The following is a 20,568-nucleotide window of genomic DNA, read 5'->3' as shown; positions in this document are numbered from 1 at the left end:
GGCGTTAATCCCTGTTAAATACCATTTTTTAGAACATTTAGCCCAGAAATTGAACCTCTGGCGCTAAGTTGTTCTTTATGTTTGAACTCCACAAAACCAAGTGTAAACATAGATCTCCAACGGGAGATCTCTAAACTGTAAAGCTATGACGTGAACTGTACGCATATCCCCAACCGGCTGCCCCTTGCTGTCCGATGAAGCAGGAAATATTTCCCCTGCACCCAACAATCAAAATAGGTTTCATTACTAACAAGAAAAAAATATGGTGATTTTAAAACCACGCAATGCGCCACACAGATTGGTCAATGCAGGTTTGTATGCCTCAGGATTGCTTTGTATCCTGCTTGCTGCAGGCAATGCCAAAGCTGCTGCCGTTACGAAACATGCAATACCAAATCCAACTGTTAAGTCCAGTTCTCAAAAACTTGCCGAGCTAACCATAGAAGGTACTGTGAAAGATGCTGCGGGACTTCCTATGCCCGGCGTAAGCATACTGCTAAAGGGAACAAAAAATGCAGCGATGACAGATCCTGCAGGTCGATTTAAGATTGTTGTTCCCGACGGTACCGGAACGCTGGTATTTTCTTATATCGGTTATGCTAACCGCGAAGTGCCCATCAATAACCAGACAAGAATAAACATTGTACTTGCCGAAGATTCAAAAGTGCTGAATGATGTAGTCATCATTGGTTATGGAACGGTTAAAAAAAGAGACCTTACCGGGTCAGTATCCTCTGTTAAAGGCGAAGACCTGAAAAACGTACCCGCGCAAAACGTAATGGAATCTATCCAGGGAAAAATCCCAGGTGCAGATATTACCAGAAGCAGCGGCCAGACAGGATCTGGTGTCAATATTACCCTGCGTGGTAACAGATCACTGGCAGGGAGCAACGCACCTTTGTTCGTTGTGGATGGCGCGATCTATTATGGGAACATTGCCGACATCGCGACTTCAGACGTGCAATCGATTGATGTGCTCAAGGATGCATCTTCAACCGCTATTTATGGATCACGTGGTGCCAATGGTGTAATCATCATCACCACCAAAAGAGGGGCAAATGGAAGTACTACAGTTAGTGCCAACAGCTATGTAGGCGTGTCTGATGTTTCACGCGTTCCAACGCTGGCAACAGGGCCTGAATATGTAGCCTGGAAGCGCGAAGCAAACCGCGCTGCAGGAAGGTGGACCAGCACGGCAAATGATCCTGCAATTTTTAACCCTACAGAAATTGCCGCAATAGCTTCTAATACCTGGACTGATTACCATGATCTTTTGATCCATAGCGGTTTGCAGCAGGATCATCAGTTTAGTGTTACTTCAGGGACAGAGAAAACTAAGATTTATTTCTCTGGCGACTTCTATAAAGAGAAAGGGGTTTTCAAGCTTGACGACCTCAGTCGCTATTCAGCAAGGATGAACGTGGATCAGACGATCAGCAAGATCTTCAAGGCAGGGATCCAGGCACAGATTGTGTACTATAAACAGCACCTGCGGGGCGATCCTTTAAATGCTGCCAACAAGATGATTCCTCTCGGCTCTGCTTTTGATGCCAATGGAAACTTCCTGTTGCAACCAATTCCAGGCGGTGCCTTCAGCCCGCTTTCAGATGAACAACCGGGTGTTTATGCTGGCGAAGGAAGAAACAACAGGAGCTTCGGAACGATCTATGCAGAACTGACACCATTGGCAGGATTAAGCATCCGCTCAAATTTTACAGCCAACCTTTTCAATACCAGAACAGGCTATTACTACGGTGTAAACTCGCTTAACAGAGGTGGATCTGCGGCAAGATCCCAGTACAATACTTCGGGCTCAACAGATCTGCTTTTCGAAACTATTGTAAACTATAACAAAACTATCGGCGATCACTCGTTGACCTTAACAGCTATCGGCGGACTCCAAAACCGGACTGCTGATAGTGGTTCTGCACAGGGCGACGGACAGCTGCTTGGATCACAGATTTTCTACGGACTTGGCGGTGCAACAAGTGGATTGATTTCCAATACCGCTTACTCTCGTCAGGATATCCTTTCTGTAGCCGGTAGGGTCAACTATTCGTACAAAAGTAAATACCTGTTAACATTGACAGGAAGGAATGATGGGTCATCAAAATTAACTGAAGGTAGTAAATGGACCTTCTTCCCCTCGGCTGCCGCTGCATGGCGCGTAAGCGAAGAATCCTTTTTAAAAGATAACAAGACGATCAGCGACCTGAAATTCCGTGTGAGTTACGGCGTTGCTGGAAACGATCCTTATGAGCCTTATGTTACACAGAGTGTGCTCACAAGAAACCCGTATTCTTTTGGTGAAGTACTGGCACCAGGTTATGCCTATAGTACCCAGATTGGAAATCCTGACCTGAGATGGGAAAAATCTAGCACTATAGATCTGGGACTTGACTTTGGTTTCCTCAATAACAGGTTAACGGGTACAGTTGATGTGTATAACACCAATACCAATGATTTACTATTGCCAAGGAGGCTACCTGCAAGTTCTGGCGTATCTACAACCGTTCAGAATGTTGGAAAAACAAATAACAAAGGAATTGAGCTCAGCTTAACATCTGCGAATGTGCAGGGAAAAGACTGGACCTGGTCTACTACGGTAACCTTCACAAAAAATAAAGAGAAAATCAAGGAACTTGTTACTGAAGGGGTAAATGATATCGCCTCGGGCTTATTTCTCGGTCAGCCGATCCAGGTTTATTATGATTACGAAAAACTGGGGATCTGGCAAACAAGCGAAGCAGCAGAAGCAGCAAAATTTGGTCAGCTGCCAGGATCAATCAGAGTGAAAGACCAGAATGGAGATGGAAAGATCGACGCTACAAATGATAGGATCGTGCTTGGCACGTCAAGGCCAAAATGGAGCGGCGGTATAGATAATACGGTGCGCTATAAAAACTTTGACTTCAATGTGTATGTATTTGCGAGAATCGGTCAGATGATCGCGCCAGATTTTCTTGGTGTTAAAACCAACTATGGCGAAAACACCGCAGCTGCCGGCTTAAACTACTGGACTCCTGAAAATCCCTCAGGTATTTATCCACGTCCAAATGCAAACGGAGGTTTTCTGTATACGTCGACCATGAACTATACCAATGGCTCTTTCGTCAGAATCCGCGATATCACTTTAGGATATACCTTACCTAAAACACTGTTCGGTGGTGCTTTCAAAAGCTTCCGTATTTATGCGAACGCCAAGAACTATTTCACGTTCTCTAAAGATCGTATCAAAGAGTACGATCCTGAGCGCGGTGGATCAGAAAACTTCCCGATGACGAAATTGATGACTGCCGGTATTAATGCAACCTTTTAATTATTGAATCATGAAAAAACTAAACCTTTATATACTTTGGGCCGGATTGGCGGTCTTAGCTTGCAGCTCCTGCAAGAAACAGTTGGAGGAATATAACCCTGGTGGGTTAACTGCCGAAGCCGTATTTACTACGCCTGCAGGTTTCGAGACTTTAGTTAATGCAGCTTACGAGTACCAGCGCTGGTGGTATGGTAAAGAAGACGGATATAGCCTGTCAGAAATGGGTACCGATATCTGGACCGCTGGATCTGGCGATGTGTACCCTGAGCTAAACCGTTATATCAACCTTACCGGTAACAGCGTTGCCCTAACCACAGAATGGCAACAGCTCTACGCTGCGGTAAATTTGTGTAATACCGGGATCAACAGGATTTCTGGTGCCGGATACCCCGCTGCAACAGCAACAACCCGCGAAGCGGAACTGCGTTTCCTGCGTGCCTTTTATTACTGGCATATCGTAGAAACCTGGGGCGATGTACATTTTACCCTTCAGGAAACTAATGGAATTGTAACTACAGCGAACAAAACACCTGTAGCTACCTTTTATGATCAGATCATCAAAGACCTGATCTTTGCTTCGGCTAACCTGCCCGCAACGACTACAGATTACGGTCGCGTTACCAAACCTGCTGCACGTGCATTTTTATCAAGGATTTACCTCACCAGAGGTATGAACAAGGAAGCTATCGATATGGCAAATGACGTAATCAAGAACTACGGATTGTCATTACAGGCCAACTACGCAGACCTCTGGAAAATGAGCAACCTGCAGAATAAAGAAGTTGTTTACGCCGTAAACTACTCTGCAAACCTAAGTCTGAACGATTTAAAAGATCCAATTCTATTCCCGAACGGACATGGAAGGGGCGGAAACAACGGACATATGTTGTTCGTCATGAAATACGATGATCAGCCCGGATTAACCAGAGATATCCCTTACGGTCGTCCGTTTGTACGCTATGCACCAACTTTATTTCTGCTAAACCTATTTAACGAAACAAATGATGCCCGCTACGACGGCTCATTCCAAACCGTATGGTATGCCAACAGTCCTACCCGCCCCGCAGGGATGAACCTTGGCGATACTGCTGTATTTGTATCTAAAAATGTGGTTCCTCTGGCAGACCAGGCAAAAAAGGTATACCGTACATATGATCGGAACAAAACCTATAAAGCAGACGGCTCTTATCTGGATAACAACCACTATGTTACCCTGTCAAAATTTGCTGATCCTACCCGCCCAAGCTCCAATGAGGTGCAGAGTGCCAGGGACGTATTCGTCATCAGACTTGCTGAGATGTATATGAACGCTGCTGAAGCAGAATTTAAACTCGGCAAACTGGACTCAGCAGCTTATTATGTGAATATCGTGCGCACCAGGGCAGCAAAAGCTGGTAAAGTAGCGGCTATGCAGGTAACACAAGGTCAAATCAACCTGGATTTCATCCTTGACGAACGTGCGCGTGAGTTTGCCGGTGAGCAGATCCGCTGGTTTGATTTAAAGCGTACAGGTAAGTTGGTTGACAGGGTAAAAGCTGATAACCCGGATGCGGCAGCGAATATTCAGGCCTTCCATTTACTGAGGCCGATTCCTCAATCGCAACTCGATGCAGTGACCAACCGTGCTGATTTCAAACAAAACCCAGGCTATCAATAATATTGTAATACGCTCAATAAATTTCAGGCGCCTCCGTTTAGTACCGGATGGCGCCTGATTGTTTATATTGTTCCACCAACAACATGACTTGTACACAAATGAAATATATTTCAATCCTGATTGCGCTCTTAGCTGCTTCAAGCAGCTCAAATGCACAACATACTGCCTCACCAAGCATTCCAGACCGCACGCTAAACATCACAGCGTTCGGCGCTGATGGCACAGGGAAACGATCTTCAACCCAAGCCATCCAGCAGGCGTTGGATCAGCTGCACAGCCTGGGTGGCGGTAAAGTTGTTGTGCCCAGGGGGATCTACCTTTGTGGCCCGCTGAAACTGTACAGTTACATCAATCTGCAGCTGGATGCCGGCGCTACGCTGCGCCTTAATAACGAAATCAGCAGTTACGTGCTTGAAGACGGTCACTACGGCAATTTTATCGAAGCCAAAGACGCTACAGATATTAAGATCTCAGGTACCGGGACGCTTGATGGGCAGGGAGAAATCTGGTGGCAACAGTTTGATGCGAAGAAGCTTCAATACAGAAGACCACAAATGGTGTACCTCGTAAACCCAACACGCCTGGAAATATCTGGTATCACGTTCCTAAATCCACCCAATACCCACCTTTCTGTAAAAGACGGAACGGATGTTTATATTCACCATATCAGCATGCAGGCACCAGAAAATTCCCATAATACCGACGGGATCAATATCTCTGTGCGTAATTGCACTATTGAGCAAAGTACGTTCAGCACTGGCGATGATGATATCGCCTTAAACTTTGGCAGCAGAAAAGATGCTACCGGATTACCCGCCTGCACACAAATCCTGATCCGCAATTGTACCTTCCTTTCCGGACACGGACTTTCTATTGGCAGTTATACTGCAGGAAACCTAAACGGACTTAAAGTGAGCGAATGCAGCTTTGAGGGTACAGCCTCGGCACTGCGCATTAAGAGTGCGCGCGGCAGGGGTGGAATTGTTGAAAATGTAAGCTACTCAGACATTACCATCAAAAACTCAAAATCGCCGATTTATATATCCGCTTATTACCCTAAAGAACCTGCAAGTCCTGAGTTGGATACTGCAGCAGCGGTAAAGACCACCACCCCAACATACCGGAATATCAAATTCAAAAACGTAACAGTTACCAATGCAGAATATGCATTAAGACTCTGGGGACTGCCAGAATCTCCGCTCCAGAATATCAGCTTTGAAAACGTAGCCATTTCCGCCAAAAAAGCAGGAATCATCGCCAATGCAAAAGACATATCGTTTATAAATAGTAAGCTCATTGTCCAGGATAAATCCGTAATTCAACAATACCATTCGGATGCCAGGGGATTGGAGTAAAACGGAATAATGTGCCTTTTTAGTGTCGTTTGACCAATCTTTGAACCTATTGTACCAATTTCTGAACCCCTGAAAGGTACGCTGCAGATTATGTTTGTAAGATAAACCAAATATAATCAGTTAACCCCATCGGATGATCGAGCGCCCGCTCAGCTTCCGATGAACTAACCAAAACAGCTATGAATAAAGGTCTACTTTACGTTCTTTTATTGCTACTTTTTTCTACGTCCGCTTGGGCGCAAACGCGCCTGGTAACAGGACGGGTAGTCGGTAAAAATGATGAGATCCTGGTTGGCGTAACCATTACGATCAAAGGATCCAAAACACAAACCAGCTCAGATCAGAGCGGAAAATTCAAAATCAATGTCCCCAGTACCGGAAAGCCTGTGCTTGTTGCCAGCTACATCGGCGTTAAGCCTGTAGAAATTACTGTGGGCGACCAGTCGGAAGTCCTGTTCGAAATGAAGCAGGACGACGAAAATGCCTTACAGGAAGTTACCGTTGTAAATATCGGTTATGGTACTGTAAACAAAAACTCAATCCCCGGGGCAGTATCATCTGTAAGTGCCCGCGATCTGAAAGATTTTCCGGTAGCAACAGCAGCAGAAGCACTTGCTGGTAAACTGGCCGGTGTATCCGTTATCACTTCCGAGGGTAAGCCAGGTGCGGATATCCAGGTGCGTGTGCGTGGTGGTGGTTCCATTACGCAGGACAACTCGCCCTTGTATATCGTTGACGGTGTGCAGGTGGACAATGCATTATCGGTAATTTCCCCACAGGAGATCGAGTCTATCGACGTATTGAAGGATGTCGCTTCCACAGCAATCTATGGTGCCAGGGGTGCCAATGGGGTGGTACTCATCACTACCAAATCAGGTAAAAACTCACGTACGGTAGTTTCATTTAGTGCCTTTGGTGGGGTGCGCAAAATTACCAATAGCCTTGATGTATTGAAGCCTTACGATTTCGTGATGTATCAGTATCAGTTGTATAACAACAACACAGATCAGCAAACAAAAGATGCTTTTACGAAGACTTATGGAGCATTCAGCGATCTTGAGATTTACAAGAATGTGCCTTTTACAGATTGGCAGGATCGTGTATTTGGTCGCGATGCTCAATCTTATACCCAAAATTTAACCATCAATGGTGGTACAAAAACATCAAGCTATAACCTGAACGTCAACAATTACAAGGAAGACGGGATCATGCTGAATTCTGGTGCGAAAAGAACCTATGTATCTTTCCGTTTTGATAACTCGAGCTCTGAGAAATTCAGGTTTGGCTTTAATGCCAGATACAGTCGGCAGATGGTATTCGGTGCCGGAACATCCAACACAGGCAGTCAGAGTAACAACAGCCTAAGAAACGCCGTTCGTTACCGCCCTTATGATGAACCCGGACAAACAACCATCGTCGATGAGTTTGATCCTGACTATGCCAATCTAACCAACCTGATCAGTCCCGTACTCGGTGCCTACTCCGTAACAAAAAACGATTATAACAACCAGATGATCACCAGTGCGTATGCACAGTACACCATCATTCCGGGTTTATCTATCAAAACTTTATTCGGGATTACCAATGGAGAGCGTAGGGGAGATCAGTTCAACAGTGCCGTAACCGGTATTGCCAGGCAAAATGCAAACATGCCGGTGGTTACGATTAGTAACGGATCAACGCTCACCATCACCAATACAAACACCATCAACTACGATTTTAAAATTAAGGACGATCATAAGTTTAACTTTTTGTTAGGTCAGGAGATCAACCAGAGCAATACCAAAAATCAGGCTACCTCAACAAAATGGTTACCGGTAGATTTGACGGCAGAGCAGGCTTTTGCAGGGATCCAGAAAGCTACGCCGCCTCCGGGTGGGGTGCAGGATGCGCCAACAACCTCGCAGGGTGCCAACAGGTTATTCTCTGTGTTCGGTCGTGCTTCATATACCTATAAAGATAAATACCTGGCTTCGGTAATCGTAAGGAATGATGCTTCGTCATTATTTGCGCCAGGAAACAGAGATGCCTTATTTCCTTCAGCACAGGTTTCATGGCGATTAACCGAAGAGCCTTTTGTTAAAGGATTGGATCTTCAATGGCTAAGCAGTGCCAAAATCAGAGCAAGTTACGGTGCCGGGGGTAACAACAGGATCGGAACCGATCTGTGGAAAGTGCTCTACCTTGGCGGCGGTAACTACGGCTATGCTGTAGATGACGCTGTTACACCAGGATTTGCGCCAAATGCTTTGGCTAATCCAAACATCAAATGGGAAACTACAGTATCCAGGAACTTAGGTCTGGATCTGAACCTGTTCAACAGTCGCCTAACAGCAACATTTGATATGTATAAAAACAACACCAAGGATTTGCTGCTGTTAGCTCAGGTCCCTGTAACTACAGGCTGGAGCACCCAACAGCAAAACATCGGCGCTACATCCAACAGAGGTATGGAGCTTCAGTTGGCCGGTGCCGTAGTGAATACCAACAATTTCAGTTATAACATCAACTTCAACATTTCCTTTAACCGCAACAAGATCGAAAGCCTTGGTTTAGACCAATACGGAAACCCCAACAGCTCTTATTCTGTAGCCTCGGGAGGTATCAATGGGTTCGACTTCCTGGCTCAGGTAGGTGGCCCGATTGGGCAGTTTTATGGCTATGTTGCTGACGGGCGTTATGAGTTAAGCGATTTTGATGCTACTTTCAACTCAACAGCAAATTCATATTCCTATAAATTAAAAGCAGGCATCCCAAATGCAAGATCTATTGCGCTGGGTGGCAGAGATCCACAACCGGGTGATATGAAGCTTAAAAAACTATCCGGCGCTGCTGGTGATGATATTACCGAAGCCGATAAAACGGTTTTGGGCAATGCCTTTCCAAAGTTCGCCGGAGGTATCAACCAGCAGTTTACTTTAGGAAACTTTGATGCGAGTGTGTTTATGAACTTCTCTATTGGTAACAAAACCTATAACGCTAATAAAACTGAGTTTACAGGTCAGTATCTGTATAAAGACAATAACATGCTTGGTGTAGTTGCCGATCGCTGGAAAATGTTTGATGAGACAGGGGTAAAAGTAACAGACCCTGCAAAACTGGCTGCACTGAATCAGAATACCACATTCTGGACGCCACCAGGTGGTCAGTATATCTTAACTTCTTATGCTATTGAAGACGGTTCATTCCTTAGGGTAAGCAACGTAACCCTGGGTTACTCGCTACCACAGAAATTCCTGTCGAGAACCAAAGTATTCTCGAGGTTCCGTGTGTATGCCACAGTAAATAACCTGTACACTTTTACCAAGTACAGCGGTTACGATCCTGAAGCCAATACCCGCAGAGGTCCACTTACTCCAGGGGTAGATTATGCTGCTTATCCTAGAAGTCGCTATGTGCTGGCCGGTATCGATGTTAGTTTTTAACAACATAAATCAAAGAAAATGAAATCAACATATAAAAAAGCTTGTCTGCTGCTAGTTGCAGGCTATATCACCATAGGATTTACATCTTGTAAAAAATACCTGGATGTAGAAGATCCTTCAACAATATCCCAGGAAACTGCTTTCAGCAGTCCTTCTTACGCCAATACTGCCATTATAGGAATCTATAATGTATTACCGGGTGATAATGGAATTACCAAAGAGGGCACAATCTGGTCTTTATCTACCGATGAGTTTAAAACTTCGGGGAGTTATAGCGCACAGGACCGTCGTGGGATAAGCATGTATGGAGCAAGCAGAGAAAACGGAGAACTGCTTGACGGCTTCAAACAACTGTATACCGGTATCGAACGTGCCAACATCTGTGTAAAAGGTATTACCAATTCTCCATTATACGCAACAGGTTCAGGAAACAAAGCCGTTATGGGTAAATATCTGGGCGAAGCATTAACCTTACGTGCTTTACTGTACTTCACACTGGTCCGTAACTGGGGAAGCGTAGTGGCGCAGTGGGAGCCTTCGGGTGATATTACCGCGCTTGATGTGCCGGTAACAGCGGGAACGGCCATTCTGGATCGTTTGCTTGAAGATCTGAAAACAGCAGAAGACCTGGTACCCTGGCGTTCGGAGTCTGGCTATACCAGCACCCGTTTTACTAAAGGCGCGATCAAAGGTTTACGTGCCAGAATTGCCTTGTTCAGAGGTGGTTATATGATGAATAAAGCTACGCATACCATGGAGCGAAGCGCCGACTACAAAAAATACTATCAGATTGCCAACGATGAATGCAAGGATGTGATGGCGCGCCGCGATCAGCACAACCTGAACCCGATTTATGAAGATGTGTTTAAATCGCTGCACAGCAGCACCCGTGCTGATGCCAATTATGAACTGATGTTCGAAGTTGGTGCTTATGGTGCCGGCTCACGCACAGATACCAAACTGGGTTATTATAACGGACTACGCATCAACTCAGCATCACGGTTTGGTGGTGGTGGTGGCGGTATGACAGCAATCCCAACTTACTTTTATGAATATGATCAGCTTGGCGATTGCCGCAGGGATGTAACCATCGCCTCTTACGAGATTGATGCAAACAGTCAGAAAGTAATGAATACGCTGAACAACATGACCGATAACAAGTTCAGACGTTCCTGGACTAATATCATAGGTACTACCCAAACCTTAGCTGTAAACTGGCCGGTACTGCGTTTCGCAGATATTTTGCTGATGTTTGCCGAGTCAGAAAATGAACTAAACGGACCAACAGCAGCAGCACAAAGTGCTTTACTGGAAGTTAGAAAACGTGCCTTTGTAGGTTTTGAATCCCGGATTCCTGCGGCTCCTGCAGATTATACCAGCTTTTTCAACGCCATCGTTAAAGAAAGGTTGCTGGAGTTCGGCGGCGAAGCTATCCGTAAATATGATTTATTACGCTGGAACAACATGTTTCAGATCTTTGCCGATACCCGCATCAAGTTACGTCAGTTGATGAATGGCGAGGGTGCTTATGTGAACGTACCTAAATACGTGTATTCAAAAGCAGCAGCCTATAACGTCATCAACTCCCAACTGGAATTCAATTCTTTGGATACCTATGGAGGTTCCCCTTCGGTTACCCTGTTCCAGCCAGGGTTGGGTGTAACCGGCGCACCAACAGGCTACACCACCAAAAACTGGCGTGCCTCGTTGAACGAAGAATTCATCTCGGGACCAACTTCGGGCTTTGCTACATTCTTTGTTCCTAATCAGAAGGAAGTATTTCCTTTCCATCAAACTGTATTGCTGTACAATACCAATACGGTTCAGAATTTTGGCTATTAATTTGATCACAATGAGAACATATAAAATTTCATTTCCAGCATTGGCATTACTATTTGGGCTGCTGCTTACGTTTTTCTCCGCATGCAAGAAAGACGATCCTAACGAAGGACTGGAGCCACAACGTTTGTTTAAAGTAAGCGGCGTTAGTGTGCGTACCGACCAGACTACCGCAAAAGTAACCTGGACCAAACCCGTATTGAGTTCAAACCTGAAACTGTCGTATATGACAGAATTCTCACAGGATTCTACCTTTAAAAGTACTGAATTCAGTATCAAGGTAGATACCATAGGCGTTATCGTGACTGATGCCAAAGTAAGTGTCCGTAAAAAATACTGGGTACGGATTAAAGCACTGGCAACAGAAACACAACCAGAATCACAATGGATCACCAGTGTAGGTGGATTCTCCATCTCTGGCGAGCAGTTGTTCTTGCCAGTACGTGATGCCGAAGTGCTGGAAACACAGGTAACCCTAAGGTGGAAACCGACAACTGGTCTGGATAAAATAACCATGACCGCTACCGGCGCAGCCGAAGCAAGTTATACGATTTCTGCATCCGAAGCCACGACAGGGGTGAAAGTGATCACCGGACTTACCGGTGGCCTGGAGTATTCCACGGAAATTTATCAGGCTGGCAGGAGCAAAGGTATCCTGAACATCAAAACACCAGCACCTGTTGTTTATTCTGTCATCCTAAACCCAGGCGATGACATTACTGCGGCTATCAATAATGCAGCAAATAATGCCGTAATTGGTTTGCGTCCGGGTACTTACAGTGCAGGAACAAATACTTTTAACCTGGTATCAAAAACTATTACCTTAAAATCTACCTCAGGTAATCCTGCAGATACAAAAGTTAACTATCGTGAATTTACCTTAAAGGGAACAGGAGCAGGGATTATCCTTGACGGTCTGGAACTTGACGGAACAGCTTCCGGCGCTTTATATTTTATCAACTTAACTGGTGTACTAGCCGATGCGGAGCCAGCGGTATTTACGCAGGTTAATATCAACAACTGTACTATCCATGATGCACAGACCAGCTTGATGCGCGCCAACAGGGGCGATTACAAGATGGATCAGATTGTCGTTAAAAATTCTTTGGTTTACAATATCGGATCCAACCTGAGCTATATCTGTTTCCACCTGGATAAGTTGCAGTTTACAACGATGAACATCACGAAGTCAACGTTCTATAACTTTGGTCAGGCGTTGATCACCGCGTCAACAGTAGTTCCGATTCCTCCGACGATCAACATAGATTATTCAACATTCAATAACTTCGGCTCTAACGCACGTTATGTGTTGCTGGATGCGAATGCGAACCCGATTAAGTTCAATGTAACTAACAGCATTATCGCCAATACCCCACGTTCGGCAGGAAGTGTAAACGGTGTAGCAATCAGGGCTTCAGGTGCAGGATCAACAATTGTGTTCAGCAACAACAACACATTCAACTTTACCAATGGAAGTGGTGCTACGCTTACTTTGCCAACCACCAATACCTCACAGGCAAACAACCAGAGCATTGCTTTAGGCTGGACACTCACAACAACAAACTTTACCTTACCGGCAGCTTCTCCACTAAGAACAGCCAGTAACTCGGGAAGCCCGATTGGCGATCCGAGATGGACGTACTAAATACCAAAATCATCATGAAACGATACCAGAAATTACTTGCCCTTGCCCTATTAGGAGTGGTATTTATCGAAACAGCAAATGCCCAGGAGAAATACTCCTGGGCTAATTTGCCTCAGTCAGCATTGCCCAGCTTTAAAAAGGACACCTTCAACGTTGTCAGCTATGGCGCACGCCCAGACGGAATTACCTTAAACACCTTGCCGATCAATAAGGCTATTGCCGATTGCAGTGCCAAAGGTGGCGGCGTAGTGCTTATACCGCAGGGGGTATGGCTTACAGGACCGATTGTATTAAAAAACAATGTGAACCTGCATGCAGCCAGTGCCGCATTGATCCAGTTTACAGGCGATAAAAGTCAGTATCCATTGGTAGAAGGTAACTTTGAGGGTAAAAAATCCATCCGAAATCAAAGCCCGATCTCCGGATCCGATCTGTCCAATATTGCAATCACCGGCAAAGGGATTTTTGATGCCCGTGGTGAAGTATGGAGACCGGTCAAAAAGGATAAACTTACTGAAGGCGAGTGGAAAACCCTGACCACCTCCGGAGGCTTGGTTGGCCCTGATGCTAAAACCTGGTATCCTTCCAAAGGATACCTCAAAGGAGAAAAAGAACCTGAAAGCACCTATTTTAAAGAAGGTAAAACCTTGAAGGATTATGAAGCTGTCAAAGATTTTTTCCGGCCCAATATGCTGGTACTCAACAACTGCAAAAAGATCCTGATCCAGGGTGCAACATTCCAGAATTCAGCAGCATGGGGAATCCATCCGATCCTGTGCGAAAATCTAACAATTGATGGCATTCAGATCAGAAATTTGCCGAGCGCACAGAATGGCGACGGATTGGATATTGAATCCTGTACTTACGTGACGGTGAAAAACAGTATCCTGGATGTGGGAGACGACGGACTTTGTATCAAATCTGGAAAAGACGAAGAAGGACGTGCCCGCGGAAAAGCAGCAGCCTATATCGTAATTCAGAACAATACCGTTTACCGTGCACATGGTGGCTTTGTAATTGGCAGCGAGATGTCGGGCGGAGCACATGATATTTTTGTATCCGACTGTACCTTTATCGGAACCGATATTGGCTTGCGTTTTAAGACAGCCCGCGGTCGCGGAGGTATTGTAGAGAATATCTTCATTAAAAATATTGGCATGCACAACGTCGTGCATGATGCCATTTTGTTTGATATGTATTACTTTGCCAAAGCACAAACGCTGGCGCAAACCAATGGCAAAGTAGACATCCCGGCAGTAGATGCCGGTACACCTAAATTCCGTAAATTTTATATCAATAACATTGTTTGCGAAGGTGCTGAACGTGCGATGCTGATCCGTGGGTTACCTGAAATGAGTATAGAAGATATCTTCCTGGAAAACGTAAGCATCAGATCGCACCGTGGTGCTGATATCATGGAAGCTAAAAACGTAAGTCTGAAGAATGTAACCTTGCAATGCGATGAGTCCAGCCCGCTCATTAATATCGAGAACAGCAAAAATATTGCTTTTAACCAATTGAAAGCGATCAATCCGGTAGATGTTTTATTTAGCATTAACGGCGATCGCTCAAAAGCAATTACAGTTGAAAAAACAGATAGCTCAACGGCTAAAACCAGTGCCACATTTAATTATGGCGCAACCAAATCACAGTTTGAAATTAGCCGGTAAAAATGATTAAAAGAATCACCCAACTAACCCTAGGCATAAGCCTGTTTGTTGTAACTGTACAGGGGCAGCAAAAGCCTGATACGACAAAAAAGGTTATTCATTATGCCAATGAACCGGTCATTAGTTCAATTTATACGGCTGATCCATCTGCGCATGTGTTTAATGGAAAAATTTATATCTATCCTTCGCATGATATCAATACAGGGAAACCGAGTACCAATGGCGACCACTATGATATGCAGGACTACCACGTACTGAGCATGGATAATATAGGGACGCCAGCCAGAGACCATGGCGTTGCGCTTAAACTTAGTGATGTAAGATGGGCGGAGCGCCAACTATGGGCGCCAGATGTTGCCGTCAAAAACGGTAAATACTACCTCTATTTTCCAGCACGTGATCGTGAAGGCATCTTCAGAACGGGGGTGGCTATAGGTAAATTGCCCGAAGGGCCATTTATACCAGAACCGACATTTATTCCCGGAAGCTTCAGCATTGATCCCTGTGTTTTTCAGGAAAATGATGGAACCACCTACATGTATTTTGGCGGTCTCTGGGGCGGTCAGCTTGCAAAATGGGCGAAAGGAACTTATGACGCTGCCGAAGAACGCAAGGACCTGCGTAAAGCAGATGAGCCTGCATTAACACCTAAAATCGCCAAAATCGACGGCAGCATGCTGAGCTTTGCTGAGCAGCCCAAAGATGTAGTGATCCTTGATGAAAACGGAAAGCCACTTCTAACCGGAGATCACGAACGCCGTTTCTTTGAAGGAGCATGGGTATTTAAAAACAAGGGCCTTTATTATTTTACGTACTCTACAGGCGATACCCATAAGATCGTTTATGCAACAGGTAAAAGTCCATATGGCCCATTTACGTATCAGGGCGTGGTGCTCAAACCTGTTTCGGGCTGGACAACACACCATTCTATCCTGCAGTTCAAAGGGAAGTGGTACCTGTATTATCATGATACCCAGCTGTCTGGTAAAAACCACTTGAGAAATGTAAAAGTAAGTCCGCTTGAGATTACGCCTGGGGGAAAAATAGTAACAATAGATCCCATTAAAACTTAAAGGAAACAGCGGTAAGGCGCTTTAAAACTTGCTATCCGGTTAATTAATGGTAATTTTAAGAGCTGTGTTTACCACATATTAACCAAATAAAAAGAGGAGTGAACGGATGAAGAAATTTACTAGCATAGTAAAGCCTATTTACATGATATTGCTGTTTCTGGCGATGTATGGAAAGCTCTTTGCCCAGCCTCCGGTAAAACTGGAACACTACTCTACGGAAGACGGTCTGTCGCACGACATCATCACCTGTATGTTCAAAGACAGGGAAGGATACATGTGGTTCGGTACCTGGAATGGCATCAACCGTTTCGACGGACATCAGTTTACCGCCTTCACCTCAGTTCCTGGTGATAAATCTCAGATCAAGAATGACAGGATTGACCAGATTTTTGAAGATGCTGCAAATCATTTGTGGATAAAGTCCTACGATGGTGAAGTATACCGGTTTGATAAGGATACTGAGCAGTTTACCCCCTTGTCTGAGATCCTGAGTCTAAAAAAGAAGATTGTATTTGACAGAATCCTTTCAGCTGATGATGGCATGCTCTGGGTAAGTACAGTAAGCAATGGATTAATTGCCGTTGCCGATGTCACGCGCAATCGCTCTCCATATTACACCTTTGCAAACTCAAAAAATAAAGGGGCTAACACGCAGTCAGAGACTGTAAATTTTTTCTACCGACAGGCTCACAATAAATTGTGGGTGGGTACTACACAAGGCTTAATAGCCTTAACCAGAAAATCGTCAGGAACATTTGACGTCAGACAAGTAGCTACCAATACCTCCTTTACGGCCGTAGCAGGCAATAGTCAAAACCTATATTTCGGTACCGCTGCTGGAGTATTGTTTGCGTTTAATGCCTCAGGTAAGGCGCTCAAACAAGTTTTGCTTGGCAAGGGGAAGATTAACGCCCTGCACATCGGGAAAATTACAGGTGAACTGTATGCCAGCTCATCCGGCGGAGCCTTAATTACCTATAATCCCCAATCGGGAACTGTACGTGAAGACAGCACTGGCGGGGATGCATTCTTCTCCATTTTTGAAGACCGGACGGGCAGCCTCTGGTTACAACCGGAAAAAAGAGGGGTAACGCGTTACGAGACCAAAAACAAAACCTTTACCACTTTCGGACAGAAAAATGATGCCTCCAGCATGGTACCGCGGAATCATTTTAAGGTATTTGAAGATAAAAATGGAACGGTATGGTCGGTATTACGGGATGGCGGTTTCGGCTATTACGATACTGCCGCGGCAAAGTTCAGGTATTTCTATAATGAACCAGGTGCCGCTACGCGGAGAATGTCGAACCTGGTTGCTGTAGCATTCTACGATCCGGCAGGGGTGATGTGGCTGCATACCGATCAGCGAGGACTGGAGAAAGTAATTTTTAACCCCAATGACTTTAAACAACGCCTGCTTGCTGACCCCGGACTTTTTAAATCAGATAATGAAGTTCGTGGCATGCTTTCCGACCGCCAGAATAGGCTTTGGGTGGGGGCAAAAAGCAACCTGCTTTATGTGTATAAAAACGGTCAGCAGCAAAATATAACCTTTACAGGCGTTCCGCAAGGCGGTATGGGCGCCGTATATACCATTTTCCAGACTAAAGCGGGAATTGTATGGCTGGGCACCAAGGAAAAGGGGCTTTTTAAGGCTACGCCACTCAATGCAGAAGAAACCAGCTATCGGCTTACTCAATATCGGCATGACGCAGCAAACCCAGGCTCGCTAAGCAGCGATCAGGTATACTCGGTGATTGAGGATGCCAAAGGCAGACTACTGGTTGGTACGTTTGATACCGGGCTCAACATCATGAACCCATCGGTCAGTGCCGATTTTAAACATTATTACGATGGCAGCAATGGCTATCCAAATCGCTTTCACAAAATCAGGCATTTGGCATTGGACGGACAGGGGCGTTTATGGATTGGTTCAACCGACGGCTTGGTCATCGGCACCCCAAAAGGCGATCAGTTTACGTTCAACACCTATAGCAAACAACCGGGCAGTCTGCAAAGCATCGGTAATAACGACATCCAATATATCCTTAAAGACCATAAGAACAGGATGTGGCTGGCCAGTTCTGGTGGCGGATTAAACCTGGCACTGGGTAAGCCCCAAACCGGAATGAACTTTAAGGTATATTCCACAAAGAACGGTCTTGGCAGTAATTATACCCTCAGCATCAAAGAAGATCGAACTGGAAAGTTGTGGATCGCTACTAAAAGTGGCCTCTCTAAATTCGATCCTGAAAAAGAAAGTTTTCATAATTTTAACTCCTATGACGGGGTACCCAATGACGGTTTTTCCGAAGGATCCAGTGTAGAAACTAAAGATGGGCTACTTGTTTTTGGCACCATCAGAGGGATACTGACTTTTGATCCTGCAAAAATTCAATACCATCCCATCCAGTCGAACATCGTGTTTACCGGATTACAGGTGAATAACGAAGATGTGGATCTGGGTGATCCCCAAAAAATCCTGACTAAAGACATTAACCATACCGATCAGATTACCCTTAAGTACAACCAGAATATCATCAGTCTGGACTACACGGTGCTTGATTACCGTTCCGGAAACAGACAGGCTTATTTATACCGGCTTAAAGGTTTTGATAGCACCTGGCATGATAATAAAGACCAGCGCCGGGCCACTTATACCAATCTTCCTCCGGGTGATTACCAGTTTGAAGTGAAGTCGCCTGACCCCGAAAATTACACCAACGTGCCAGCCAGACAGCTCAATATCACCATCCTGCCACCACCATGGAAAACCTGGTGGGCCTACCTGATCTATCTGATCCTGTTCGTAATTGCTGTGGAAGTGACGCGCAGGATTGTGATGACTATGCTGCACCTCAGACAGGGGATTGCCGTAGAGCAGAAAATGACAGCGCTGAAGATGGCCTTTTTTACGAATGTTTCTCATGAGCTGCGCACACCCTTAACGCTGATTTTAAACCCTATAGACGAAATCCTGAAGAAAGAAAAACTTTCTGAACAGGGACTCGATTATGTAGCGATCGTACGGCGCAATGCCATGCGCATGGTTTTGTTTGTCAATCAGCTGCTCGACTTAAGGAAAGCGCAAAGCGGTCAGGCCAAATTAACAGTGTCTGATGTAGAACTAACGGCCTTTGTAAGCGGCATAGCCGAGAATTTTAAAGAAGAAATCAGAGCCAATGAGATCGATTTCAAAGTATTTGCTGATGGTGAGATCAACCTGTCTCTGGATGCAGATAAAATGGAGATTGTGATCTACAACCTGTTGAGTAACTCCTTTAAGTTCTCCAGTCCGGGTACAAGTATTTCTGTTGTTTTAAATGATACCCTCAAACCCGGAATGGTCTGCATTATGGTAGCGGATCAGGGCTGCGGCGTACCGGATCATGACCTGGAGCATATCTTCCAATTGTATCACGAAAGTGTGCAGCCAGAAACACAGCAGATGAAGGGTACGGGTATCGGACTGGCCTTAGCCAAAGAAATGGTGGAGCTTCATGGCGGTACCATTTCCGCAACCAACAGGGAGCAGGGCGGACTGATGATTACCATTTTGTTGCCGATGCAGCAAACCGGACATGTTCAGCGAACTATTTCAGAAGAACCAGCAACATCCTGGTCAAAAATAGCAGACAAAGCCGAAACGCAGCAACAACAGGAGGTTAAAATACCGGCATTGATTGAAGCAGAAGAACTGACCGATGCTAAGCTGATTCTGCTGGTAGAAGATAATGAAGATATGCGGGCCTTTTTGATGGCCAACCTGCGGTCGATGTACAGAATTCAGGCTGCCGCCGATGGGGTAGAAGGGTTGGCGCTGGCCAGAAAAATACAGCCTGACATTATTTTGAGTGATATTATGATGCCTAAGATGGACGGTATTGAGATGCTGGATCAGTTGAAGAACGACCCTTTAACTAGTCACATTCCAGTGATCCTGTTATCAGCAAAAAGTGCTGTAGAAAGTCAGATTACCGGCTTGCGTTATGGAGCAGATTTTTACATCAGCAAGCCTTTTGACAACGAGTTGCTGTATGCAGCGATAGCGAACATCATTGAACAGCGACAAAGGCTGGTAGATAGACTGGTGTCCGGGCAAAAGCTGGTTGAACTGAGTCCGGGGCAAGTGATGGTGACCTCCCGGGATGAACTCTTTTTGCAGAAAGTGATAGAAATTGTAGAAGAGAAGATGGCAGATCCAGACTTCAATATCGATACCGTTGCCGAGATGATCAATATGGCGCGGGCCACATTTTTCAAGAAATTTAAAAGCCTTACCCAGCAGGCACCAGTAGAGTTTGTACGTATTATGCGGATTAAAAGAGCAAGGCAACACCTTGATGCAGGCTCAGGAAATATCACCGAAGTGGCTTATGCGGTTGGTTTTAGCAGTGCAAAGTATTTTGCCACCTGCTTTAAGGCTGAATACGGCATGTCGCCTTCAGAATATTTGAAATCCACACGTCCCCAGGATTCTGTGGTTTAAGATTTTAGTAAACCCTTCATACAGGTTTCCTATTTGGTAGAGACGGGAAGTACCGGATGGTCTTCCCGCTCTTATTTTTTAGCTAAAATATTTTAT

At 45.2% G+C, this 20,568-nt stretch carries 9 protein-coding genes; all 9 read left to right on the top strand.

The features are described 5' to 3' along the window. Window positions 1-262: 262 nt before the first annotated feature. The gene (locus CLV32_RS02435) at window positions 263-3,319 is read left to right on the top strand and encodes a SusC/RagA family TonB-linked outer membrane protein (protein WP_133552032.1); all 3,057 of its coding nucleotides are present in this window, start codon (window positions 263-265) and stop codon (window positions 3,317-3,319) included. A gap of 10 nt (window positions 3,320-3,329) precedes the next feature. Next, window positions 3,330-4,976 (top strand): RagB/SusD family nutrient uptake outer membrane protein, encoded by a 1,647-nt coding sequence (locus tag CLV32_RS02430; RefSeq protein WP_133552030.1) that lies wholly within the window; start codon window positions 3,330-3,332, stop codon window positions 4,974-4,976. A gap of 98 nt (window positions 4,977-5,074) precedes the next feature. Further along, window positions 5,075-6,331: a glycoside hydrolase family 28 protein gene (locus CLV32_RS02425; RefSeq protein WP_166641862.1), complete on the top strand. Its 1,257-nt coding sequence runs from the start codon at window positions 5,075-5,077 to the stop codon at window positions 6,329-6,331. Between the two features lie 179 nt (window positions 6,332-6,510). Then, window positions 6,511-9,756, top strand: a complete 3,246-nt coding sequence (locus CLV32_RS02420; RefSeq protein WP_133552026.1) for a SusC/RagA family TonB-linked outer membrane protein — start codon at window positions 6,511-6,513, stop codon at window positions 9,754-9,756. 18 nt (window positions 9,757-9,774) lie between these two features. Then, window positions 9,775-11,598: a RagB/SusD family nutrient uptake outer membrane protein gene (locus tag CLV32_RS02415; protein WP_133552024.1), complete on the top strand. Its 1,824-nt coding sequence runs from the start codon at window positions 9,775-9,777 to the stop codon at window positions 11,596-11,598. Between the two features lie 10 nt (window positions 11,599-11,608). Further along, the gene (locus CLV32_RS02410; RefSeq protein WP_133552014.1) at window positions 11,609-13,240 is read left to right on the top strand and encodes a DUF4957 domain-containing protein; all 1,632 of its coding nucleotides are present in this window, start codon (window positions 11,609-11,611) and stop codon (window positions 13,238-13,240) included. 14 nt (window positions 13,241-13,254) lie between these two features. Then, window positions 13,255-14,910 carry a glycoside hydrolase family 28 protein gene (locus CLV32_RS02405; RefSeq protein ID WP_133552012.1) on the top strand — a complete coding sequence of 552 codons (1,656 nt, stop codon included), beginning with the start codon at window positions 13,255-13,257 and terminating at the stop codon, window positions 14,908-14,910. A gap of 2 nt (window positions 14,911-14,912) precedes the next feature. Then, complete coding sequence (locus CLV32_RS02400; protein ID WP_133552010.1) at window positions 14,913-15,983, top strand: glycoside hydrolase family 43 protein; 1,071 nt, start codon at window positions 14,913-14,915, stop codon at window positions 15,981-15,983. A 106-nt stretch (window positions 15,984-16,089) separates the two neighbouring features. Further along, window positions 16,090-20,472 (top strand): hybrid sensor histidine kinase/response regulator transcription factor, encoded by a 4,383-nt coding sequence (locus CLV32_RS02395; protein WP_133552008.1) that lies wholly within the window; start codon window positions 16,090-16,092, stop codon window positions 20,470-20,472. Window positions 20,473-20,568 lie beyond the last annotated feature (96 nt).

Source organism: Pedobacter duraquae (genome assembly GCF_004362245.1).
Lineage (GTDB): Bacteria > Bacteroidota > Bacteroidia > Sphingobacteriales > Sphingobacteriaceae > Pedobacter > Pedobacter duraquae.
The sequence above is the reverse complement of the archived record's forward strand: the minus strand, read 5'-3'. Positions and strand labels throughout refer to the sequence as shown.

Bases quoted from the DNA above. Each gene is read 5' to 3' on its own strand.
- CLV32_RS02405 (WP_133552012.1), top strand. From the start codon at position 13,255: ATGAAACGATACCAGAAATTACTTGCCCTTGCCCTATTAGGAGTGGTA.
- CLV32_RS02425 (WP_166641862.1), top strand. From the start codon at position 5,075: ATGAAATATATTTCAATCCTGATTGCGCTCTTAGCTGCTTCAAGCAGC.
- CLV32_RS02420 (WP_133552026.1), top strand. From the start codon at position 6,511: ATGAATAAAGGTCTACTTTACGTTCTTTTATTGCTACTTTTTTCTACG.
- CLV32_RS02430 (WP_133552030.1), top strand. From the start codon at position 3,330: ATGAAAAAACTAAACCTTTATATACTTTGGGCCGGATTGGCGGTCTTA.
- CLV32_RS02415 (WP_133552024.1), top strand. From the start codon at position 9,775: ATGAAATCAACATATAAAAAAGCTTGTCTGCTGCTAGTTGCAGGCTAT.
- CLV32_RS02435 (WP_133552032.1), top strand. From the start codon at position 263: ATGGTGATTTTAAAACCACGCAATGCGCCACACAGATTGGTCAATGCA.
- CLV32_RS02410 (WP_133552014.1), top strand. From the start codon at position 11,609: ATGAGAACATATAAAATTTCATTTCCAGCATTGGCATTACTATTTGGG.
- CLV32_RS02395 (WP_133552008.1), top strand. From the start codon at position 16,090: ATGAAGAAATTTACTAGCATAGTAAAGCCTATTTACATGATATTGCTG.
- CLV32_RS02400 (WP_133552010.1), top strand. From the start codon at position 14,913: ATGATTAAAAGAATCACCCAACTAACCCTAGGCATAAGCCTGTTTGTT.